21 protein-coding genes and 1 pseudogene are annotated in these 21,088 nt (G+C 72.1%); 16 read left to right on the forward strand and 6 right to left on the reverse strand.

Translation table 11 applies throughout. The features are described 5' to 3' along the window. The first annotated feature begins 6 nt into the window (after nt 1-6). From ABZ471_RS12495 to ABZ471_RS12515, 5 genes are all read left to right on the forward strand, one after another. Entirely contained in the window at nt 7-921 is a 915-nt protein-coding gene (locus ABZ471_RS12495) for an NAD-dependent epimerase/dehydratase family protein (RefSeq protein ID WP_359065372.1), read from the forward strand. Then, complete coding sequence (locus ABZ471_RS12500; protein ID WP_359065374.1) at nt 918-1,580, forward strand: spherulation-specific family 4 protein; 663 nt, start codon at nt 918-920, stop codon at nt 1,578-1,580. Before ABZ471_RS12495 ends, ABZ471_RS12500 begins: the two co-directional genes overlap by 4 nt. Nucleotides 1,581-1,644: 64 nt before the next feature. After that, nucleotides 1,645-2,301: a 1,4-alpha-glucan branching protein gene (locus tag ABZ471_RS12505; RefSeq protein WP_359065375.1), complete on the forward strand. Its 657-nt coding sequence runs from the start codon at nt 1,645-1,647 to the stop codon at nt 2,299-2,301. Nucleotides 2,302-2,537: 236 nt separating this feature from the next. Beyond that, the gene (locus tag ABZ471_RS12510) at nt 2,538-4,400 is read left to right on the forward strand and encodes a M1 family aminopeptidase (RefSeq protein ID WP_359065377.1); all 1,863 of its coding nucleotides are present in this window, start codon (nt 2,538-2,540) and stop codon (nt 4,398-4,400) included. Between the two features lie 152 nt (nt 4,401-4,552). Next, entirely contained in the window at nt 4,553-5,407 is an 855-nt protein-coding gene (locus ABZ471_RS12515; RefSeq protein WP_359065379.1) for a lysozyme, read from the forward strand. A gap of 18 nt (nt 5,408-5,425) precedes the next feature. Here ABZ471_RS12515 and ABZ471_RS12520 read toward each other — a convergent pair. From ABZ471_RS12520 to ABZ471_RS12530, 3 genes and pseudogenes are all read right to left on the reverse strand, one after another. Beyond that, a pseudogene (locus ABZ471_RS12520) lies at nt 5,426-5,518 on the reverse strand. A 212-nt stretch (nt 5,519-5,730) separates the two neighbouring features. Further along, on the reverse strand, nt 5,731-6,084 hold the full coding sequence (locus ABZ471_RS12525; RefSeq protein WP_359065381.1) for a hypothetical protein: 354 nt from the start codon (nt 6,082-6,084) through the stop codon (nt 5,731-5,733). Nucleotides 6,085-6,208: 124 nt separating this feature from the next. Beyond that, on the reverse strand, nt 6,209-6,949 hold the full coding sequence (locus ABZ471_RS12530; RefSeq protein WP_359065383.1) for an SDR family oxidoreductase: 741 nt from the start codon (nt 6,947-6,949) through the stop codon (nt 6,209-6,211). A gap of 485 nt (nt 6,950-7,434) precedes the next feature. On the opposite strand from ABZ471_RS12530, the gene ABZ471_RS12535 reads away from it, so the two are divergent. The 7 genes from ABZ471_RS12535 to ABZ471_RS12565 all read left to right on the forward strand — a co-directional run bounded on the left by ABZ471_RS12535 (nt 7,435) and on the right by ABZ471_RS12565 (nt 11,896). Next, nucleotides 7,435-8,058, forward strand: a complete 624-nt coding sequence (locus ABZ471_RS12535; RefSeq protein ID WP_359065385.1) for a sigma-70 family RNA polymerase sigma factor — start codon at nt 7,435-7,437, stop codon at nt 8,056-8,058. Then, on the forward strand, nt 8,055-8,726 hold the full coding sequence (locus ABZ471_RS12540) for a hypothetical protein (protein WP_359065387.1): 672 nt from the start codon (nt 8,055-8,057) through the stop codon (nt 8,724-8,726). The genes ABZ471_RS12535 and ABZ471_RS12540 overlap by 4 nt, the downstream gene beginning before the upstream one ends. A 102-nt stretch (nt 8,727-8,828) precedes the next feature. Continuing rightward, entirely contained in the window at nt 8,829-9,005 is a 177-nt protein-coding gene (locus tag ABZ471_RS12545) for a hypothetical protein (protein WP_359065389.1), read from the forward strand. Nucleotides 9,006-9,451: 446 nt separating this feature from the next. Beyond that, nucleotides 9,452-9,901 (forward strand): spore-associated protein, encoded by a 450-nt coding sequence (locus ABZ471_RS12550; protein WP_359065391.1) that lies wholly within the window; start codon nt 9,452-9,454, stop codon nt 9,899-9,901. Between the two features lie 333 nt (nt 9,902-10,234). Continuing rightward, nucleotides 10,235-10,450, forward strand: coding sequence for a hypothetical protein (locus ABZ471_RS12555; protein WP_359065393.1), 216 nt, complete (start codon nt 10,235-10,237; stop codon nt 10,448-10,450). Nucleotides 10,451-10,500: 50 nt separating this feature from the next. Then, entirely contained in the window at nt 10,501-11,169 is a 669-nt protein-coding gene (locus ABZ471_RS12560) for a hypothetical protein (RefSeq protein WP_359065395.1), read from the forward strand. A gap of 70 nt (nt 11,170-11,239) precedes the next feature. Beyond that, nucleotides 11,240-11,896: a hypothetical protein gene (locus ABZ471_RS12565; protein WP_359065397.1), complete on the forward strand. Its 657-nt coding sequence runs from the start codon at nt 11,240-11,242 to the stop codon at nt 11,894-11,896. Between the two features lie 110 nt (nt 11,897-12,006). Here ABZ471_RS12565 and ABZ471_RS12570 read toward each other — a convergent pair whose 3' ends face one another. The 3 genes from ABZ471_RS12570 to ABZ471_RS12580 all read right to left on the reverse strand — a co-directional run bounded on the left by ABZ471_RS12570 (nt 12,007) and on the right by ABZ471_RS12580 (nt 15,199). Next, on the reverse strand, nt 12,007-13,119 hold the full coding sequence (locus tag ABZ471_RS12570) for an AI-2E family transporter (protein WP_359065399.1): 1,113 nt from the start codon (nt 13,117-13,119) through the stop codon (nt 12,007-12,009). 188 nt (nt 13,120-13,307) lie between these two features. After that, nucleotides 13,308-13,742 (reverse strand): DUF2267 domain-containing protein, encoded by a 435-nt coding sequence (locus tag ABZ471_RS12575; protein ID WP_359065401.1) that lies wholly within the window; start codon nt 13,740-13,742, stop codon nt 13,308-13,310. Between the two features lie 26 nt (nt 13,743-13,768). Then, on the reverse strand, nt 13,769-15,199 hold the full coding sequence (locus ABZ471_RS12580; RefSeq protein ID WP_359065403.1) for a carotenoid oxygenase family protein: 1,431 nt from the start codon (nt 15,197-15,199) through the stop codon (nt 13,769-13,771). A gap of 394 nt (nt 15,200-15,593) precedes the next feature. On the opposite strand from ABZ471_RS12580, the gene ABZ471_RS12585 reads away from it, so the two are divergent. From ABZ471_RS12585 to hypF, 4 genes are read left to right on the forward strand one after another with little or no spacing between them, the layout of a single operon-like run. Continuing rightward, nucleotides 15,594-17,315 (forward strand): hydrogenase maturation protein, encoded by a 1,722-nt coding sequence (locus tag ABZ471_RS12585; RefSeq protein WP_359065405.1) that lies wholly within the window; start codon nt 15,594-15,596, stop codon nt 17,313-17,315. After that, nucleotides 17,312-17,893 carry a hydrogenase maturation protease gene (locus ABZ471_RS12590; protein ID WP_359065407.1) on the forward strand — a complete coding sequence of 194 codons (582 nt, stop codon included), beginning with the start codon at nt 17,312-17,314 and terminating at the stop codon, nt 17,891-17,893. The genes ABZ471_RS12585 and ABZ471_RS12590 overlap by 4 nt, the downstream gene beginning before the upstream one ends. Nucleotides 17,894-17,953: 60 nt before the next feature. Further along, nucleotides 17,954-18,676 carry a hydrogenase nickel incorporation protein HypB gene (hypB, locus tag ABZ471_RS12595; protein WP_359065410.1) on the forward strand — a complete coding sequence of 241 codons (723 nt, stop codon included), beginning with the start codon at nt 17,954-17,956 and terminating at the stop codon, nt 18,674-18,676. After that, the gene (gene hypF, locus ABZ471_RS12600) at nt 18,673-21,087 is read left to right on the forward strand and encodes a carbamoyltransferase HypF (RefSeq protein WP_359065412.1); all 2,415 of its coding nucleotides are present in this window, start codon (nt 18,673-18,675) and stop codon (nt 21,085-21,087) included. Before hypB ends, hypF begins: the two co-directional genes overlap by 4 nt. Nucleotide 21,088: the final 1 nt, after the last annotated feature.

Here is a 21,088-nt window from a genome sequence, read left to right on the forward strand (position 1 = left end):
TACCGCATGCGCATTCTCGTCCTGGGCGGCACCGGATACCTGGGCCGCCACGTGGCAGAACGGCTGCGCGCCCTGCACGGCGCGCAGGTCCTCGCCGGCGGCCGCTCGTCCGCAGCGGAGTTCCGCGTCGACCTCGCCACGGACCGGCCGGAGCGGCTCGCGAAGACGCTGGCCACGGTCGCACCCGACGCCGTCGTCAACTGCGCGGGCGCGACCGGGGGCGACCCGATGACCCTCGCCGAGGTCAACGCCCGCGGCCCGGCCGCGCTGTGCGCCGCGCTCCGTGAGGCGGCGCCCACCGCCCGCCTGGTCCACCTGGGCTCCGCCGCCGAGTACGGTCCCGGCGTTCCGGACACTGCGACGGCCGAGTCGGCGCCCGCCCGCCCGGTCACCCTCTACGGCGTGACCAAGCTCGCGGGCACCGTCGCGGTGACCTCCGCCGCCCTGGACGGTGTGGTGCTCCGGGTCGGCAACCCGGTCGGTCCCGGAGCACCCGTCGCGAGCCTGCCCGGCCGCATGGCGGCCCAGCTGCGCGCGGCGGGGCGGAACCCCGACGCGGTCCTGCGGCTCGGCGACCTGTCCGCCCACCGCGACTTCGTGGACGTACGCGATCTCGCCCGGGCGGTCGCCCTCGCGGTCACCACCGCGGGCCCGCTCCCGTCCGTTCTCAACATCGGCGGCGGCGGGGCCGTACGGGTACGGGAGCTGGTGCGGGGCCTGGCCCGGCGCGCGGAGTTCCGGGGGCGGCTGGAGGAAAACACGGAAGGCGCCGTCGGCTCGGCCCGTTCCGCCCGGGTGTCGTGGCAGTGCTCCGACATCACGGCCGCCGACCGCGCCCTCGGCTGGCGGCCCGTCCACGACCTGGACGACGCCCTCGACGCGCTGTGGGCGGGCACGGCCACGAACGGACCCTTGCCATGAGCCTGTTGATACCGCTGTACGTGCATCCGGCCGAGGACCCCGGCGCCTGGCACCGGCTGATCACCGCGGCTGCCCGCACGTACGCGGTGGTGCTCAACCCCGCGAGCGGCCCCGGGGAGGCCCCCGACCCCGCTTTCACGGCGGCCGCCCGGGCGCTCCGGGCGGCCGGCGCCCGGTTGCTCGGGTACGTCGACATCGACTACGGCGCCCGGGACCGTGCCGAGGTCGTCGAGGACGTGCGCCGGCACCAGGAGTGGTACGCGGCCGAGGGCTGCTTCCTCGACCGGGCGACCGCCACCGCGGAGAGCCTGCCGGACTGCCGGCGCCTGGTCCGGGAGGTACGACGGCTCGGCGCAGGGACGGTCGTCCTCAACCCGGGGGTCCACCCGGTCCCCGGCTACGTCCGTCTCGCCGACCTGACCGTCACGTTCGAGGGCCACTGGTCCACGTACGTCTCGGCGTTCACCCGCCCGGTCTGGACGGCACGCCACCCGGCCGACCGGTTCTGCCATCTCGTCTACGGCGTGCCCGAGGCCCTCGTCCCCCTCGCCGTACGCACCGCGCACGACCGCGGTGCGGCGGTCTGCGGACCGGTGACCGGACAACCGCCCAACCCCTGGGCCGAGTTGACACCCGCGCTGACCGGGGCGGAGGGATGACCGGCTCGGACGGTGTGGAAAGCTTCGGCGGTACGCATCGGCACGACGGAAGAGAGCCACCGGCATGGCCATCATCCACCACACCACCCTCAAGCCGACCAAGGTGGAACTTCTCGCGGACTGGCTGCCCACGCGGCCGTGGTACCGCGGCGGTGCGCACGCCCCCGTGCTGACGAAGTCCGGCGGCTTCCGGCTGGACGACCCCGCGGGCGAGGTCGGGATCGAGATCATGGTGGCCACGGACACCTCCGCCGCCGAGCCGACCGCCTACCTGATCCCGCTCAGCTACCGCGGTGCGCCGCTGCCCGGGGCGGAGCACGCACTGGTCGGCACCATGGAGCACGGCGTGCTGGGCCGGCGCTGGGCCTACGACGGCTGCCACGACCCGGTGCTGGTCACCGCGTTGCTGTCGCTGATCGAGGGCCGGGCGCAGGCCATGGCCCAGACAATCTCGGACACCCCCGACCCGGAGGTGACCCGTTCCTACACGGGCGAGCCCTTCACCCTCCAGGACCTCGCCCCCGAGCCGACCGACGACGAGCGGGGCACGCACCTCGCCGCGCCGCACGGCACGACGCTCCACGTCCACCGCGTCCTGAGGCCCGTCCCCGAGAACCCGCCGCTGCCCGCGCAGCCCGTGACCGGCCATGTCGCGAGCGGCTGGCCGGCGCCGGACGGCAGCCGCCTGCGGGGGGTGTTCATGGTCCTGGACACCCGCTGATCCACCGTCCGCTGTTGCGCCATCAGGAGCCCAGTCACCCACTTCCCCTGACCTTCTGGCATGCCCCGGTCAAATCTGTCACTCTTTCGGCAGTCCTCGCCCTGACCCCATGAGGGCGCGGCGCACCACCCGCACAGCGATCGCGCAACCCCACCCCAGGGCCGCCCCGGCGCACCCCAGCCGGCCGGGCGGCCGTCGAGCAGGCCGGAATCCCGGCCGCCGCAAAGGAGTAGCGTGTGAGATCGACCCCCCACAAGGCCCTCGGTGCCGGTGTCCTCACCGTCGCCGCGCTGGCCGCCCTCTCCCTCCCCGTCACCCCCGCCGCCGCCCAGCCCGCCCAGGAACCGGTGGCCGCCGCCTGCACTCCGGCGCAGGCGGTCACCAACGGCGGCTTCGAAAGCGGCACCTCGCCCTGGACCCAGTCCTCGTCGAGCGTGATCACCAGCCGCACCGGCCAGAGCGCCCACGGCGGCTCCTCCTTCGCCTGGCTGAACGGAGTCGGCAGCACCCACACCGACACGCTCGCCCAGAGCGTCACGATCCCGAGCGGGTGCAGCACCGCCACCCTCACCTTCTGGCTGCACATCGACACCGACGAGACGACCTCGTCCACCGCGTACGACAAGCTGACGGCCAAGATCGGCAGCACCACGCTGGCGACGTACTCGAACCTCGACGAGAACACCGGCTACGTGCAGAAGTCGTTCGACGTGTCGTCGTTCGCGGGCCAGACCGTGAACCTCACCTTCACGGGAACCGAGGACTCCAGCCTCCGGACGGACTTCGTCCTGGACGACATCGCCCTGGACACCTCCGGCGGCACCACCCCGCCCCCGACGGACTCGACCCGCACCCCGGCCGCGCCCTCCTACACGGTCAGCCTCAGCAGCGACACGAGCGGCACCGTCTGGAACGGGCACGAGAGCGCGTCCTTCACCAACACCTCCGCCACCGCGCTCAGTGAGGTGTACCTGAGGCTGTGGGACAACTACCACGGCACTTGCTCGGAGATGCCCATCACGGTCACCAACGTCACCGGCGGCACCGCGGGCGCACCCTCCGTGAACTGCACCGCCCTGAAGATCACCCTGCCGGCACCGCTGAACCAGGGGCAGACCGCCACCATCGGCTTCGACCTCGGCATCACCGTGCCCAGCGGCGCCGACCGGTTCGGCCACGACGGAGCCTTCAGCTTCATCGGCAACGCCCTGCCCGTCCTCGCGGTCCGCGACAGCGCCGGCTGGCACCTGGACCCGTACACCAACAACGGCGAGTCCTTCTACTCCCTGGCCGCCGACTTCAAGGTCACCCTCGACCACCCCAACAGCCTGCTGGTCCCGGCCACCGGCACCTCCACCGACACCCCCGGCTCCAGCGGTCGCACGGTGACCACCGCCACCGCGTCCAAGGTCCGTGACTTCGCCTGGGCCGCCGGCCCCTTCAGCAAGATCTCAGGCGCCTCGGCGGGCGGCGTTCCCGTGAACATCTACTCCGTCTCGGGCATCAGCTCCTCCAGTGCCCAGTCGATGCTCAGCACCGCCAGGACCGCCGTCGACGCCCACGCGGCACGCTTCGGCGCCTACCCCTACGGCGAGCTGGACGCGGTCATCGACAACAACTACTGGTTCGGCGGCATGGAGTACCCCGGCTTCGTCCTCGACCTGGTCAGTACCACGGCGCTCACCCACGAGATCGGCCACCAGTGGTGGTACGGCATCGTCGGCGACGACGAGTACACCAGCCCGTGGCTGGACGAGGCGTTCACCGACTACGCCACCGACCTGGCTCTCGGCAAGACCGGCAGCAACTGCTGGAGCAGCGTCTCCTGGGCCTCCAGCGCCGAGAAGATCACCAACTCGATGGCCTACTGGGACGCCCACTCGTCCCGCTACTCCACCGTGGTCTACGGCTACGGCAAGTGCGCCCTGCACGATCTGCGGCGCGTCCTCGGCGACACCGCCATGGCCAAGCTGCTCAAGGACTACGCGGCCGCTCACTGGTACGGCGTCTCGACCACGGCCGAGTTCAAGGCGGCCGCCCAGGCCGCCACGAGCACGGACCTGACCTCCTTCTGGACCCAGCACCGCATCGACGGCTGACCCGGACCGGCCGGTCGTGGGCGGCACCTTTCCCGGTGCCGCCCACAACCATGTCGACATGACTGCCGAGCCACTCACCTGGCGTATATACCGGGCCGAATTGGCGTAGTTGGGTGGAATCCGGAGTGCGGGACGGACCGGCTGCGGGTCAGATGGATTGCGTGACAAGCCATATACCGCTTCACCGCCGCCGCTCGCGCCGGTTCGTCACCGGCGCCCTGACCGGCCTCCTGCTGACCCTGTCGATCCCCGCGGCCGCGCCCTCGCCGGCCGACTCCCGGTCCCTGCCCAGGCGCGGCAGCGCCTACATGGGCATCGGTGTGCTCACCCACGACGGCGTGGACGCCACCCCCCTCGAGTCCGATTCGGTTCACCGGGTGACCCAGACCGAAGGTGTGGACGTCGCCAGCTACCAGGGCAACGTCGCCTGGTCGACGCTGTGGGGAAGCGGCGTCAGGTGGGCGTACACGAAGGGGACGGAGGGCACGTACTACAAGAACTCCAGCTTCACCCAGCAGTACAACGGCTCCTACGACATCGGCATGATCCGCGGCGCCTACCACTTCGCGACGCCGGACACCACGGGCGGTGCCGCCCAGGCCGACTACTTCGTCGACCACGGCGGCGGCTGGTCCAACGACGGCAAGACGCTGCCCGGCGCGCTCGACATCGAGTGGAACCCGTACGGCGACGACTGCTACGGCAAGTCCAAGAGCGCCATGGTCACCTGGATCCGCGACTTCCTGGACCGCTACAAGTCCCGCACCGGCCGCAACGCCGTCATCTACACGGCCACCAGCTGGTGGACCCAGTGCACCGGCGACTACGCGGGCTTCGGTGCGACCAACCCGCTCTGGGTCGCCCGGTACGCCTCGGCGGCGGGGACGCTGCCGTCGGGCTGGTCCTCGTACACCATGTGGCAGTACACGTCCTCGGGTCCGACGGTCGGGGACCACGACAGGTTCAACGGCTCGGTGGACAAGCTGAAGGGCCTCGCCACCGGGTGACGAACCGCGGAAGTCAGGCGGAGAGGGCAGGATTTGAACCTGCGTGGGCCCTGAGGCCCGACCGTGAGGCGTACTCGTCGGTCCCCGATAAGCCACTCCGGGCACCTCTCCTCGCTCCCGGCCCGGTCTCCCGTGCCGTTCACGGGAACAACAGTGGCAGGGAGCGCTGACGCCACGCTGACGCAGCGGCCCGGCCCAGCGCACGCCGCGGATCGGCAGGGCACCGCCGAACAGGAACAGCTGGGTCGCGGCCGGTCCGGTATTCCGTTAGCGAGGCGAAGTGCTGCGGCGCCGGACAGCCTTCAGGTGCCGTGCGACTCCGGTCACGACGTCATCACCCGCCACGTCCCCGCCAGCCCGGCCGCGTACACGAGCGCCCCGATCGGCAGCCCGCACCACACCCGGCCCCCGCGCCACCACGCAGCCGCGGCGAGCGCGGCCCCCACCGAGCACGCCAGTCCCGCCCACGGGAGTCCCCACATGGTCAGCAGACCCGCGCCCGTGCAGCGGAACGCCGGGTTCTGCGAGGAGCAGTCGTCCGTTGCGAAGATCGAGATGTAGAAGGCGAGCGCGTTCAGGAGAGCGCCGCCCCCGGCCAGCAGACCGACCACGACCAGGTACGCGGTGGGCCACCGTCCCGGACCGGTGACGTTCGCTCCGTACACACCGCTGCTCATGGCTGCCCCCTGTGCCCTCGTACGCTCACTGGAGGCCACGGTAGGAGGCGCCGACGGGCAGGGCCTGAGCGCACGTACTCAGGCTCGCGTCGCCGCTACTCGGCCGGGGTCAGCCCGCAGTGGATCAGACGATGTGCCGGCCCCCGTCCACGGTCAGCACATCACCGGTCGTGTACGCGGCGGTGGTGAGGTAGTGGACGGCCTCGGCCACGTCCGCCGGTGAACCGACGCGGCGCAGAGGCGTGTTGGCGGTGATCCACTCCACGGAGTGGTTCCACGTCTCGTCGGCGCCGTCGTACCAGGGCGTCTCGATGAGTCCGGGAGCGACCGCGTTGACGCGGATGCGCGGGCCGAGTTGGGAGGCGAGCAGCCGCGTCATGTGGTTGAGGGCGGCCTTGCTGACGGCGTAGGGGACCGAGCTGCCCAGGGCCCGGGTGGCCGAGACCGACGAGATGTTGACGATCGAGGCCGCCTCCGACCGCTGGAGGTGCGGGACGGCGGCCGTGGTCAGTTGCCAGACCCCGAAGACGTTGACGTCGAAGATCTCCCGCCAGGCTGTGACATCCGCCGCGTCCAGGTTCTCCAGCGGGATGAATCGGGTCGTGCCCGCGTTGTTCACCAGGATGTCGAGCCGGCCGTACGCGTCGATCGCGCCCTGCACGATCCGCCGGGCGTCGTCCGGGTCGGCGACATCCCCCTGCACATACACCGCTTCGGGCAGCCCGGCCGCGAGTTCCATGCCCGCGGTGGCGCTCCGCGCGGAGTTGACGACGATCCGGATGCCCTCCGTGGCCAGCCGCCGGGCCACGGCGGCTCCGATCCCGGACGACGAACCGGTGACGAGCGCCACGCGACTTTCGCGCATGCTTCCCCCTCGTGTTGATGACCGCTGCTGTGATCGAGGGGCGGAGCGTAACTTATCGCTAGACGGAATTTCTATTCCAGAATATGGAAATATTCAATGCCGTCGATCCAGTGATGGAGTCACTCTTCGTGATGCTCAGGGGTGTGCAGAAGAAGCCTGCGCGGGGCGCATGCCGGGTCGCGGAGCTGGTGTGACGCAGAACACGACAGGGATGCGCAGAACTGTTCGTCAGTTCCCTCGATCGGGTCAGGCCTGGTCAGCGCACTACTGAGGGTGACTAGCGGTGCTTGTTGAAGAGTGCACGGTGCCGTTGTGCCGGGACGCTCGGTGATTTTTCCGCGACGGCCATGAGTGATCCGTCCGCTGAATCACTTAGGTAGGTGTCAGGCCCAACGGGCCGTCGGCGCACATGAGTTGGCGCCGGTCCCAGTCGACCCTCAATGGAGAGGAAGCCTGCGCATGTGCCTTGCCGACGGGAGGCCCGCGTGAGTTACGACGACGCCCTGGAGGGACCTCCGCCCCATGCCCAGGGTGCCGGGCTGTCGCAGTCCCTGTACCTGCCGCTGGACCTGCCGCTGGACTTCGAGGCCTTCTACCTCGGTCACCAGGAGGTGTTCCACGCCTACGCCGAAGTCCACTTCGGTACGCGCGAGGCGTCCGAAGAGGTCATACACGAGGTGTTCCTGCAGATCCATGCCGGCTGGACCGAACTGCTGAGCGCGGGCAACCTCGAGCAGGGCGCCTGGGCGATCGTCCGACGAGCCGTGCACGACCGCCTCGATCTGGAGGGGCGCGCGCCGGCCTTCGTCATCAACGGGCCCATCGCCCAGGCGATGAACAAGGCCCTGGCCACGGCCCGGGACAAGCTGCAGAAGATGGAGTCCAGCAGCGGCCTGTACGAGGCGATCGCGGAACTGCCCAACCGGCAGTTCGAGGTGATCGTGCTGCGCTACATCCTCGGCTACCCCACCTCCAAAGTCGCCTGGTACGTGGGCATCGACGAACGCACCGTCGGCCACCACCTCCGCCGCGGCAAGGAACGCCTGCGCATCAAGCTGGGCCTGCCCGACGAACGCAAGAAGCCCAAGCAGAGGAGAGAAGGACCGTGACCACCACCCTCGACACCCTGCTGGCCGAAGCCAGGGTGCCCGTGACCGGGCCGCGCCGCTTCGACGTCGCCGCGGGCCTGCGGCGCCTCGCCGCCGACGCCTCCCGCCGCACTCCCACCCTGGAGATCGCCCGTGCCGCCCAGGCGGGCCAGCGCCTGGGCGTGGTGTGCCGGTGGGTGCTGAACGAACCGGCCGCCGCTGACCATGTCGCCAAGATCGCCGAAGACCCCGACCGCGGACCGCTGACGGAAGACCGCATGGACGTCGACGGCGCCCTTGTGTTCGCCTGCCTGCTCCACCTGACGGGGCATCCGGAGTCCGCCCAGTTCTGGTGGCAGCTCGCGGCGGGCGCCGGCAGCCGCGCTGCCGCCTACTGCCTGCACCTGCACCACCTTGCCGTCGGTGAGTCCAAGCGGTCCTGGCACTGGTTCCACCAGCTCACTCACTCCATGACCGACTCCGCTCCGCCGGATGCGGCGTTCATAGAGGGGCTGGAGCTCTTCGCCCGCTACGTCCGCACCAACGGCTCCCGCGCGCTGCCCCCCACCGGCGGCCTGGAGAACGAAGTCGACCGCCTCGCGGCGCGCACGCCCGGCTCCTCCGTCATCGTCGCCCGGCCCGACCGCCAACTGGTCGCTCGTCTGCAGGAGTTCACTGCGGGCCGCTGAACCGGGCCCCGAACGCAGGAGGAGTCCCGTCCCGGCCGCCGGTTCCGACGCCACCGACCGGGCGGACTCCCGCCACGACACCGTCTGAAAGGGACGTCTTGCATGAACCCTGGCCCCTGCCTGCCCCCGGCAGGCAAGAACCGGCGGACGTCGGCCCGGGCATGGTTCGCCCGACGCCGGCGTACCGCGCTGGCGCACCTCCTGCGCGGGACCTGCTACGGCATCGGCACCGGGCTCACCGGCCTCGTCTTCATGTGGGCGGAGCAGCGCCTGCTGTGACCTGTGCAGGTGGGCGTGCCCTTCGTGCCCGGTCAGCCGGTGAAGCCGTCGACTGATCCGTTCGGCGTACCGTCGCGCGGCTCAGGGAGGATCTGCCGCAGGTGAGGGCTCGTCGGACTCGGGCACGAGGTACAGGTGATCGACCCGGCCGCGACGGAGCCCGTGCTGGTCGGAGCGATCCGTGCCCCGGGACGGCTGCCGGGCGAGGGGGAGGATGCGCACTATGTCGGGCTCGACGAGGGCGGCAGGCGGAAGGTGATGTCCGGCGCCCTCTCCGGCGGCCAGTTGCTCTCGCTGCTGCGCCGCGCGGACCTCCTCTTCCGTGCGGGGGGCGAGCCCGTGCCCCGGGCCGCGACACCTCATGCGAAGTGGGGCACAACCATGTGGTTGCCTCACGGGTCACACAAGCCAGGAGCAACTACCTTCAAGGATCTCAAGGGGGAAATATGAGATTCATCCGTTCCGCCCTGGCTGCCACCGCACTGGCGGCTCTGTCGGTGGGGACCACGACCGCCTTGGCGGCGCCCGCCTCGGCCGCGGCCAACACCACACCGCAAAAGGTCTGCGGAAGCGGCTACAAGACCGTGAACTCGGCGCCGGTCGGCTCGCTGGGCAGCGTCTACCTGACGTACAACTCCGCGAACGGCAAGAACTGCGTCGCGACCATCCGCAACAACCCGGGTACCGCCGTGGCCATGTCCGCATGGATCTACGTCTCCGACACCGATCAGGGTGACGAGGACTACGGGCAGTACACGTCGTACGCGGGGCCGACCTACGTCTACGGCAAGGGCCACTGCGTCGACTGGGGCGGCAACATCAGCAACGTGTACGTGCAGGTGTCCGGCTCCAACTGCGGCACGCTGAAGGAACACCGGGTCACCTTCACCCGTTGACCCGGCGGTCCGGCTCGCCCTGGCAGAACTCACGCGGTTCCGCCAGGGCGAACCCGTGTCCGGGGCACGAGCTCACCCGTGCGACCCTGATCCACTGTCAGTGGCCGGTGCCATGATGGCGCGCATGGGGCACTTCGTGGGGGCCGCTGCTCAAGCGGTGGAGCGAAGAATGGCTGGACGCGCCGGCCGCGAAGGAGCCGGAGGAACTCCAGGAGCTGGACGCGGACATCGTGCGGAACCGATGACTGGGATTCGCCCCGGCCGGTCCCGCACGGATGGCGGCGCAGGAGGATCGGGTGAAGGACTCGGCACAGAGGTGCTGTTACGCCGTCCTTGCGCTCCTTCCTCGAGACGACGGACGGTTGGCGCCATGCGGGTGGCTTCGTCTGTTTGCTGGCGGGGGCGGAGCACATCGGGCCATACGGAGATCCGTACGACCAGCAGTCGATGTACGAGGAGTATCTCGACGAAGACCCGCCCGCGGAGGAGGTGCTCCTGGCCGGCATGCGGGGCCGGGCGCTGCAGCTGTCGCTCGACTCTCGGACCTGACGGATGTACTGCTCGACCCGGGCGATATGCGCGCCGGCGGGGAGTGGGCGGTGTACGTGAATCACGGCTGGGGCGGTGAACGGCCGGAACGGTACGACTCGTTCCGCGTGTTCATGGAGGAAATGTACAAAGAGTTCTACCGCCTGGGCGGTGGTCACTCCGACTTTGAGAACGCCGTGACGCAGGAACTCGACGCCAAGGTGGAGGAGGTCCGACCGGCCTGTCTGAGAGGCGAGTTGGACGCGGCGCTCGTCTTCCTCGGCGAGGCGGGGGAGCTGGGCAGACCGCGGGCCGCCCTGCTGTCCGCACAGCTCCGGGCGCTGCTCGACGGCGGACGGGGCTGGGTGCCGGTGGACCCGCGCATGGGCGATCCGCTGTACGCGGGCGAGGTGCTGCCCCTGAAGGTGCGCGCCCACCTGCGCGAACGCCGGAGCGACGACGCCTTTGTGTTCGGCCCTGTGACCGAGGACTACGCGACGGACAGGGAGCGGGCCAAGGACGTCCTGGAGCAGATCCGGCAGCGCACCTACGAGTACACCTCGCCGGGCCGCTTCGGGCACGCGGTCAAGGAGGCCAGAGAACTGGCACGCTGGGGCGACACCGAAGGCTCCTGGCGGGCGCTGCGCGGCGGCGGGGGAGTGCGCTGCCGGCCGTTGACCGACGGGATCCTCACCGTGGAACCGGCGGTGTTCGGGATCCGGGAACCGCAGGAGACGTAGGCGAACGAGGCACGGCGGATGAGTACGACGACTCAGGCGCCACCCTCCGGAACTGATGAAAGCTGAGGGCATGACAACGCCCTCGCCGATCAGCCGGCCCGTGTACCCCGTCCCCGCCCCGCAGCCCACGCCGAAGCGGCCGCGCCGTCGGCTGCTGGTCGGCACGGTGGCCCTGCTTCTCGTCGCCGCGTGCGCGCTGGCCGCCGTCTGGTGGACCAAGGGTGAGGGCGACGACCCGCTGGCGGGCCGCCCCCGGGTCACCGACACGCGCGCCGGACTCTCCTACGCCGTGCCGGAGGGCTGGAAGCACGACGCGGCCAAGGACAAGCACCTGATCGACGCCTTCTCCTCGCAGATGAGCAGGACCTCCCGCGGCAACTCGTCGGGGGGCGCCACCGTGCTGGCCGGCCGGGCCGGGCAGGCCGTGCCGCGCGCGAACCTGCGCCGGGCGGCCGAGAGCGCCGCCCGCTCCAACGCGGAGTTCTTCTTCCCCGACCAGCCGGCAACCCTGGAGGAATCGCACGCCACGGAGCTGGACGGCCGGCCCGCCCACACGGCCGTCCTGCGGATCCGGAACGACGACGACGGCGCCGCCCGCCTTCAGATGACCCTGGTGACGGTCGACGGCACACGCACCGCGTTCCTCCTCGCCGTCACCACGGACGCATCCGACACACAGAACACGGCGGACATCCGGGCGGTCGTGGCCGATGCCGCAGTCGACTGACACGGGACAGGGAGGGGAGCGCGTCTTCCGGGGAGGCATCGTCGTCAGGACCCTTCAGTCACGCGGTGAGCCGATGGCGCCGCGCTTCTTCACACTCGGCAGGCCGCCCTCTACGGCGGCACCGTCCGCAGCGCGCGCAGCACCGACCAGACCACCGAGATGAACGGGACGGCCACGACGGCTCCGATCACCCCCGCGACGATGCTGCCCGCGATGACGGACACCGCCACGACCAGCGGGTGCAGCCGGACCGCCCAGCTCATCACCAGCGGGTGCAGCACATGACCTTCGAGCTGGCCGATCACCACGATGAGCACCAGCACCGCAGCGGCCGTGAGCGGACCCCGCCCGGCCAGGGCGACCACCGTGGCCACCCCGAGCGCCACCGGCGAGCCCACCAGCGGCACGAACGCCGCGAAGAACTCCAGCAGAGTCAGCGGCAACGCGAGCGGCACCTGCAGGACGAACAGGGCGATGCCGACGAGCACGGCATTGGTGGCCGCCACGATGATGATCCCGCGCGTGTACCCGGCGAACGTCCGCCAGGCCGCACGCCCCACCCGGTCCCAGGCCGGCCGGGCGCCGCTCGGCAGCAGCTGGTCGCGCGCCCAGCCCCACATGCGCTCGCCGGAGTGGATGAAGAAGACGGACGCGAAGAGGGCGAGCGCGCCGCCGGTGATCAGCTCGACGACGCGGCCCAGCCCCGAGAGGGCGCTGCTGAGCAGACTTCCCCGGTGCCCGGAGATGTAGTCCGTCACCTGACCCTGCAGATCGGCGAGCCGCACGGGACTGAGCCGGAACGGCGGACGCTGCAGCCACTCCTCGATCCGGTGGACGCCGCCGCGGAACTCGCTCGCGAGCTTGGCCGACTCGCCCGCCACCGCATTGCCGACGAGCGCGAGCAGGGCCAGCAGGAGCAGCAGGCTGCCGACGACGGCGACGGCGACGCTCAGCGGCCTGGGCAGGACACGGTTGAGGAGATCGGTGAGGGGACGCAGCACCGAGGTGACGACCAGGGCGAGGAACAGGGCGACGGCGACGAGCTGGAAGCGGCCGAGGACGGTGAAGACGCCGTAGACGACGATGCCGACGAGGATGAGTCGCCAGGAGTAGGCTGCGGCGACTCGCAGCCACGGCACCGTGCGCACGGCCACCAGGGTGTCCGGCTCGGAACGGGCGACTCCCGGCAGCCGCACGGAGTGCGCCGGCCGGCTGCCCGGCACTGCTCCGCCTGCCCGGCGACCTCGTCCCGACCGCCGCCCCGCACCGCCCACCACGCCCTACGCCTCCGCTCCGCAACCGGATCTTGACTGCCGGTCACATCTACAGAACGGTAAGCGCAAGCCGCGCGAGGGGACCGTGCAACGCGCGGTCGCGGGAACATCGCTGCCGGGCGGACGACCGGCGGGCCTCAGCCCCTCTCCCCGCCGCTCTCGACGGCGCGCTCCATGGGCAGCAGCTCCCGGATGTCCGCGGGCAGCGCCGCGTCGATCCGCTCGGTCAGCTCCGGGGCGAGGGCCGCGTCCAGGACCTCCAGTACGGCAGCGGCGTCGCGCAGGGCCGCGTCCTCGTCGGTGCCGGCCCGGTCGGCGATCCGTCCGGCGAACACGGTCAGCCCGAACACCTCACCCGAGGTGCCCGCGTCGGCGCCGGCCGAGGCGTCCGCCGCCTGCCGCATGGCCGCCGCCAGGTCCGGCGGCAGCTGAGCGGCCACATGGCGGGCGAGCCCGGACGGCAGCCGTTCCGCCAGCGTGCTCACCACGGCGTGCGTCGTCCGCTCCGCCGACCTCCGGTCGGGCAGCTGGGCCAGCACCTGCACCTTTCCGATCAGCTCGTCGTGATGCATGAGGCCGCTCCCTTCCTCATTCCTGCTCACTCCTGCGTGGGCAGCCACGTCCCGTGCAGACCGAGGGGGACCCGCACGGGGATCCGCACGCGCGCGAGTGGTCCGGTGACGGGATCCTCCGCCGGGAAGACGAGCAGCCAACTGCTCGTGTCCGTGCGGTCGGTGGCGAAGGCCAGCCAGTAGCCCTCCCGGTCGTCGGCGCGGCCGGGGGAGGGCGCGAACGCCGGTTCGCCCACGGAGAGATCCCCGCCCTGCCATGTCCGGGACGGCACGGCCGCGTCCCCGGTGTCGTACCAGCGCAGCGCGTCGAACTCCCCCGGCAGCAGCCCAGGGGTCCGTCCGCTGTCCGCGGCCACGGCCACCCGACGATGCCGGCGGCCGATCCGGCGGTCGTCGATGCGCGGGAACTCGATGCGTGCGTCGTCCAGGGGCGTACGGCGCATCCGGCCCGTGGCCGGGTCGATCACGGCGCTCATCAGATGGCTCCGGTTGGCCTCCCCTTCCGCCTGGGCGCCGAGGGACAGCCGCGACCACTGCACGTACTGGAGCACCACCGGGCCGTCGCCCTCCGCGTCGTAGGCGTTCACGGTGTGCCACAGCCAGAAGGCGTCGTCCTGGGCCCAGCGCACCGGTGAGCCGTCCCGTGGGATCAGCGCCACCCGGGTGCCCGCCTCGGGACGCCAGTCGATCAGGGAGCCGCCGCTCAGTGCCGCGGAGAGGTCGAAGAAGACCGGGGCGAGGACCAGCACCAGGTAGCGGGCCGTGAGCGCCATGTCGTGGATCATCATCGGCTCGTCGAGCCCGTCGACGGGCGTGGGCCCCCGGACGACCGCACCGCTCGCCGCGATCAGGGACCAGGTCAGATACGGCGGCTCCAGCGCGTAGCAGAAGACCGCCATCTCTCCGGAGAGCGGGTCGATCTTCGGGTGCGCGGTGATACCGGCGGGCAGGGCTCCGTCGAAGGTCTCCTTGCCGATCGTCTCCAGCTCCGGCGTCATGCGGTACGGGCACGCGGACTCGGCGAGCGCCAGCAGCCGGTCGGCATGGCGGACCACGTTGATGTCCGGCAGGTCCTTGAGGGTGTGGGCGAGCTGCGGACCCACCTCGTCCGGGCCGGGCATGATCAGCGACTCGATGCCACCCCACAGGGCGCGGCCCGCCTTCTCCTCGGCGAGCAGGGCGGGGGTGCGCACGAAGCGGTTGCGGTACCGGGCGCGGCCCTGCTCGAAGCGGACGCCGTGCAACATGCCGTCGCCGTCGACCGGGTACAGGTACGAGCCGATCGGGGTGAACCGCGGATTGGGGCCGTTGCGCAGATAGACGCCGTCCAGGTCGCCGGGCAGTTCGCCCTCGACCGCCAGACAGGTCTCGTCCACCTCTTCCGTGACGGGGGCGAAGCGCCCCGACAGATGGGCCACCCGCGAGGGGTCGAAGGGCCGTACGGCCGAAGCGGTCATGGTGCCTCCCGGGACGGGGGCCGTGCCCACCGGTCAGGGCCGGCCGCGACGGGACGCGCAGTGGCGGCGGGCGAAGCCGAGGGCCCGAACCGGCAGCGCGACCGGCAGGACCCAGCCGCCCGCCCGGTCCCTGGTCGCGGATCGCTGCGCCGTGGGATCACTTCCAGTGCGGGAGGCGACCCTGCCCGGGAGGCGACCTGCCCGGGACCCGACCCGCTCTTCCATCGTGCCGCCGCGACCCGGCACCCGCATCCGCGCCCGCGCGGTGCGTCCGGCGCCTGCTCGGGCCTTCCCCGGGAATGCGATCCGGATGGCGGAAGCGACCGGGCCGAGGCGGACGAAACGCCGCGGCGGTTCTTCACGGCACCCCGGGAAAGGACGAACATGCCGTGTCATGGACATTTTGCTCGTCGCGAGCGCGTTCAACAGCCTCTCCCAGCGGGTGTACGCCGAGCTCTCGGACCAGGGACACCGGGTGGACGTCGTCCTCGCCACGCACGGAACGGACCCGGTCCGGGCCGCCGTACGCGAACGGCCGCCGGAGCTGATCATCGCCCCGATGCTGAGAACGGCCCTGCCCGAGGACGTCTGGCGGGAACACACCTGCCTCATCGTGCATCCCGGCCCGCCCGGCGACCGAGGCCCCTCCTCGCTGGACTGGGCGATCGCCGAACAGGCGCCGTTCTGGGGCGTGACAGTGCTCCAGGCCGAGGCAGCCATGGACGCCGGGGACATCTGGGCGGCGGAGCCGTTCGCCGTGCCGTCCGTCGGCAAGAGCGACCTGTACCGCAACGAGGCCTCCGACGCCGCCGTGTCCGCCGTCCTGCTGGCCGTGGACCGGTACGCCGACGCCTCGTACAAGCCCCGCCCGCAGACCGACGACTCCGACGACTCCCCGCACATCGTCTGGCGCGACTTCTTCCGGCAGGAGCGGCGCCGCATCGACTGGGAGGGCGACAGCACCGAGACCGTACTGTGCAAGCTCCGCGGCGCCGACTCACAGCCCGGCGTCCTGGACGAACTCCTCGGCCGCGAGGTGTTCCTGCACGGCGGACACCCCGAGGACCGGCTGCGCGGCCGCCCCGGCGAGCTGCTCGCCACCCGGGCGGGCGCGGTCTGCCGGGCCACCCGCGACGGCGCCGTGTGGATCCCCGAACTGCGCCCGCGCAGGAACTCCGGAGACCCGGCACCCTTCCGGCGGCCCGCCGCCTCCGTGCTCGCCTCGTACCAGCCCTCGCTCAGGCTCCCGGCATGCCCCCTGCCGCTCGAACTGTCCCCGGACCGTCGGACCTGGACCGACATCCGCTACCGGCAGCGCGGCGACGTCGGCTTCCTGACCTTCTCCTTCCCCGGCGGGGCCATGAGCACCGACCAGTGCCGCAGGCTGCTCGCCGCCTACGAGTCGGCCCTCGCCCGCCGCACGTCGGTACTGGTGCTCGGCGGAGACCGCGACTTCTTCTCCAACGGCATCCACCTGAGCGTCATCGAGGCGGACGCCGACCCGGCCGAGGAGTCCTGGGCCAACCTCAATGCGATGGACGACCTCGTCGAGGCGGTCCTGCACACCACGGACCGGCTGGTGGTGACCGCGCTCGCGGGCAACGCGGCGGCGGGCGGCGCCATGCTCGCTCTCGCCGCCGACGAGGTGTGGTGCCGTACGGGCGCCGTTCTCAATCCCCACTACCGGCGGATGGGCCTGTACGGCTCGGAGTTCTGGACGTACACGCTGCCGCGCCGCGTCGGAGCGGACACGGCCCAGCGGCTGACGACCGAGGCGCTGCCGGTCAGCGCCGCGAGGGCCGAGCGGATCGGGCTGGTGGACCGGCTCGTGCCGACCGGGGCGCAGGACTTCGCGGCAGAGGTCGAGCGGATGGCGGACGAGGCCGCCGCCGCTCCGGACCTCATGCGGCGCATCGCCGCCAAGGCGGCGGCCCGCCGGTCGGACGAGGAGGCACGGCCACTGGCGAAGTACCGGCAGGTCGAAATGGCCCGTATGCACGCCGTCTTCTTCGACCCCGAAGCCCCTTACCACGCGCTGCGCTCGGCCTTCGTCCGGAAGGTGCCCGGCGGTTCCGTCCGCCCCCTCGACACACCGGCCGCCGGAGACCTCCGTTGACGCCGCGGCTGCTGGTGGCCGGCGTCGGCAACATCTTCCTCGGGGACGACGCGTTCGGCCCCGAGGTGATCCGCGCCCTCGACCTGCGCCCGCTGCCGCCGGAGGTGCGGGTGCGGGACTTCGGCATCCGAGGCATGGACCTCGCCTACGCGCTGCTGGACGGCTGCGCCACCGCCGTCCTGGTCGACGCCGCCCCGCGCGGACACCGCCCCGGCACCCTCACCCTGATCGAGCCGGAACCGCCGGGCGGCACGGCCGTGCCCGAGGCCCACGGCATGGACCCGGAGAAGGTTCTGGCCCTGGCCGCGCACCTCGGCGACGAGCCGCTGCCCCGGGTCCTCGTGCTGGCCTGCGAGCCCGGCGTCCTGCCGAGCGGTGACGAGGACATCCTAACGGGGCTCAGCACGCCGGTGCGTGAGGCGGTCGACCGGGCCGTGGACGCACTGCACACGCTGATCCCCGCCTTGCTGGCGGATCCCGGAGCGCCGGCACCGCCGTTGGGCCGCCCGATGGAATCCGGGCCCCCGCACGCGGCTGCGCTGCCCGGTCTCGCGGCCGACGGAGCCGAAGATCGGTGAGACCCCGGGCCGTACGCGACACGGCCGGGGTTCCGCCTTCGACTCCGAGGAGCTGCGCCCATGTGCCGGTCCGACGTCAAGCAGGCCGTCCTGGCGAAGAACGACGACCTGGCCGCGAGCCTGCGCGACGATCTGGCACGGCAGGGGGTGACGGTCGTCAACCTGCTGTCCAGCCCCGGCAGCGGCAAGACGGAACTGCTCGGCCGGGTCCTGGCCCGCGCGGTGGAGCGGCGCGTTCCGGTGGCCGCGCTCACCGCCGACCTCGCGACCGAGAACGACGCCGTGCGCCTCGCGCGTTCGGGTGCGCCGGTCCAGCAGCTGCTCACCGACGGACTGTGCCACCTGGAGGCCCGGCAGGTGCGCGGCCGGCTGGAAGGCTGGCTGCCGGCGGACACCGCGCTGCTCTTCGTGGAGAACGTCGGCAACCTCGTCTGCCCTGCGTCGTACGACCTGGGCGAGACCCTGCGGATCGTGCTGATGGCGGTGACCGAGGGCGAGGACAAGCCGCTGAAGTACCCGACCGCGTTCGGCTCCGCCCATCTGGTCGTCATCACCAAGACCGACCTGGCCGCGCCGGCCGGCTTCGACGAGGCCGCCTTCCGGGCGAACGTCCAGCGGGTCAATCCGGGGGTGGAGATCCTGGGGTCGTGCGCCCGCACCGGCGACGGCGTCGACACCCTACTGGCCCACGCGCTCGCCGCCCGGAAGGGAGCCCCGCCGCACCGGCCTCCGCTCGCCCCGCACCCCCACGGTCACCACCACGCCACCGCCCCTGTCGCGTGACCGCGCCCGTCACCGGCCCGGTCCGCCGCCGCATCACCGTGCGCGGCACGGTGCAGGGGGTCGGCTTCCGGCCCTACGTGCACCGGCTGGCCGCCGACCTCGCGCTGGCCGGGTTCGTGAGCAACACGGCGAACGGCGTGCTCATCGAGGTCGAGGGCCCGGCGGGCGAAGTCGGTCTGTTCTGCGACCGGTTGGCCGTGCAGGCACCCCCGCTGGCCACCGTGACCGGCGTCGGCTGCGAGGACCTCCCCGCGACCGGCGCCGCCGTCCCGTTCGCCATCCGCCCCACCGAGCGGTCCACGGGCCGCACCCAGCTCCCGCCCGACACCGCGACCTGCGCCGACTGCCTGCGCGAGCTGGCCGATCCGGCCGACCGCCGCCACCGCCACCCGTTCGTCACCTGCACCCACTGCGGCCCCCGGTTCACCATCGCCACGGGGATGCCGTACGACCGGCCTGCCACCACCATGGCCGGGTTCCCGATGTGCCCCTCCTGCGCCCGGGAGTACGGCGATCCCGTCGACCGGCGCTTCCACGCCCAGCCCGTCGCCTGCCCCGACTGCGGCCCGAGGCTCCGCCTGGTCCCCGCCGACGGTGCGGGCGTGCGCCCGGCCCGCGACGCGGACGCCCTGGCGACGGCCCGGGCACTGCTGGCCGCGGGCCGGATCGTCGCCGTGAAGGGCGTCGGCGGCTACCACCTGGCCTGCGACGCCACCGACGCACGGGCCGTCGCCACCCTGCGCACCCGCAAGGAACGCGGCGGCAAGGCCTTCGCCGTGATGTGCGCCGACCTCGACACGGCGGAACACCTCGCGGTCCTCTCCGAGGCCCAACGGGCCGCGCTCACCGGCGCCCGGCGCCCCATCGTCCTGCTGCACCGACGCACCCCCACGGACGGGCCCCGCCTCGCCGACCAGGTCTGCCCGGGCAGCCCGCACGTCGGCGTGATGCTGCCCTACACACCTGTGCACACCCTGCTGTTCGGGCTGCCCGGCGATCCCCCCGGCCCCCGCGTGCTCGTCATGACCAGCGGCAACCGCTCCGGCGAACCCATCGTCACCGACGACACCGAGGCGCTGACCCGGCTGGCCGGACTCGCCGACGCCTGGCTCGCCCACGACCGGCCCATCGCCTCCTTCTGCGACGACTCCCTGCTGCGCGTGCGCCCCGACGGCACCGAACAGGTGCTCCGGCGCTCCCGCGGCTACGTGCCCCGCCCGGTGCGCCTGCCGCTCCCGGTCCGTCCCGCGCTCGCGGCCGGCGGCGACCTGAAGAACGCCCTCTGCCTGGGCGAGGGAGACCTCGCCTGGTTCGGGCCGCACATCGGCGACATGGGCGACCTGGCCACCCTCGCGGCCGCCGAGCGGGCCGAACGGCATCTCACCCGCCTCACCGGAGTCACCCCGCACCTGGTCGCCGCCGACCGGCACCCCGGCTACCGGTCGACGAGCTGGGCACGCCGTCGGTCGTCCGAACTCTCCCTGGATCCGCCGACGCTGGTCCAGCACCACCACGCGCACATCGCCTCGGCGATGGCCGAGCACGGTCTCGACGGCACCACGCCCGTGATCGGCGTCGCCTTCGACGGCACCGGGTACGGCGACGACGGCAGCGTGTGGGGCGGCGAGGTGCTGCTCGCCGACTACACCGGCTACCGGCGCTTCGCCCGGCTGACCCCCGCTCCGCTGCCCGGCGGAGACGCAGGTGTCGCCAACCCGTGCCGGCTGGCGCTGGCCCGGCTGTGGGCGGCGGGGCTGCCGTGGGAGCGGGACCTGCCGAGCGTCGTCGCATGCTCGGACACCGAACTGGCGGTACTGAAACGGCAGTTGGAGCAGCAGGTGGCCTGTGTCGCGACGTCCAGCATGGGCCGCCTCTTCGATGCCATGTCGTCGCTGGCCGGTGTGTGCCACCGCGCGGGATACGAGGCGCAGGCGGCGCTGGAGCTGGAGGCGGCGGCGACGGAGGCGTGGCATGCGGACGCCAAGGCCTACCGCTTTGGACTCAGGACCGTCCGACCACCCCAGGGGGGCGGGGGTTCAGTCCCGTCCCGCGCCCCTCTCGGCCGCCTGGGCCGGGCGGGCACGTGGGACATCGCGCCCCCGCTGCAGGCCGTCCTCACCGACCGGAGTCGCGGCGTCCCCACCCCCGTGCTCGCGGCCCGCTTCCACCGGGGCGTCGCTCGGGCCGTCGCCGAGATCTGCCGGCGGGCCCGTGGAACAACCGACCTGACCACAGTCGCCCTCACCGGGGGCGTCTTCGCCAACTGCCTGCTGGAGGAGGAGTGCGCCGCCCTGCTGGCCGCGGACGGGTTCACGGTCCTGCGGCACGGCGAAGTGCCCCCGAACGACGGCGGGTTGGCGCTCGGCCAGCTCATGGTCGCGGGAACAGCTATCCACCACGAGACGGAGTGAC

Origin of the sequence: Streptomyces sp. NPDC005728, assembly GCF_040630895.1 — a bacterium.
Classification (GTDB): Bacteria; Actinomycetota; Actinomycetes; order Streptomycetales; family Streptomycetaceae; genus Streptomyces.

What these genes read in the sequence shown, in the direction of transcription:
- ABZ471_RS12505 (WP_359065375.1), top strand. Translation starts at nt 1,645, where the DNA reads ATGGCCATCATCCACCACACCACCCTCAAGCCGACCAAGGTGGAACTT.
- ABZ471_RS12575 (WP_359065401.1), bottom strand. Translation starts at nt 13,742, where the DNA reads ATGCATCACGACGAGCTGATCGGAAAGGTGCAGGTGCTGGCCCAGCTG.
- ABZ471_RS12500 (WP_359065374.1), top strand. Translation starts at nt 918, where the DNA reads ATGAGCCTGTTGATACCGCTGTACGTGCATCCGGCCGAGGACCCCGGC.
- ABZ471_RS12580 (WP_359065403.1), bottom strand. Translation starts at nt 15,199, where the DNA reads ATGACCGCTTCGGCCGTACGGCCCTTCGACCCCTCGCGGGTGGCCCAT.
- ABZ471_RS12565 (WP_359065397.1), top strand. Translation starts at nt 11,240, where the DNA reads ATGACAACGCCCTCGCCGATCAGCCGGCCCGTGTACCCCGTCCCCGCC.
- ABZ471_RS12585 (WP_359065405.1), top strand. Translation starts at nt 15,594, where the DNA reads ATGGACATTTTGCTCGTCGCGAGCGCGTTCAACAGCCTCTCCCAGCGG.
- ABZ471_RS12515 (WP_359065379.1), top strand. Translation starts at nt 4,553, where the DNA reads ATGGATTGCGTGACAAGCCATATACCGCTTCACCGCCGCCGCTCGCGC.
- hypB (WP_359065410.1), top strand. Translation starts at nt 17,954, where the DNA reads ATGTGCCGGTCCGACGTCAAGCAGGCCGTCCTGGCGAAGAACGACGAC.
- ABZ471_RS12530 (WP_359065383.1), bottom strand. Translation starts at nt 6,949, where the DNA reads ATGCGCGAAAGTCGCGTGGCGCTCGTCACCGGTTCGTCGTCCGGGATC.
- ABZ471_RS12495 (WP_359065372.1), top strand. Translation starts at nt 7, where the DNA reads ATGCGCATTCTCGTCCTGGGCGGCACCGGATACCTGGGCCGCCACGTG.
- ABZ471_RS12545 (WP_359065389.1), top strand. Translation starts at nt 8,829, where the DNA reads ATGAACCCTGGCCCCTGCCTGCCCCCGGCAGGCAAGAACCGGCGGACG.
- ABZ471_RS12550 (WP_359065391.1), top strand. Translation starts at nt 9,452, where the DNA reads ATGAGATTCATCCGTTCCGCCCTGGCTGCCACCGCACTGGCGGCTCTG.
- ABZ471_RS12525 (WP_359065381.1), bottom strand. Translation starts at nt 6,084, where the DNA reads ATGAGCAGCGGTGTGTACGGAGCGAACGTCACCGGTCCGGGACGGTGG.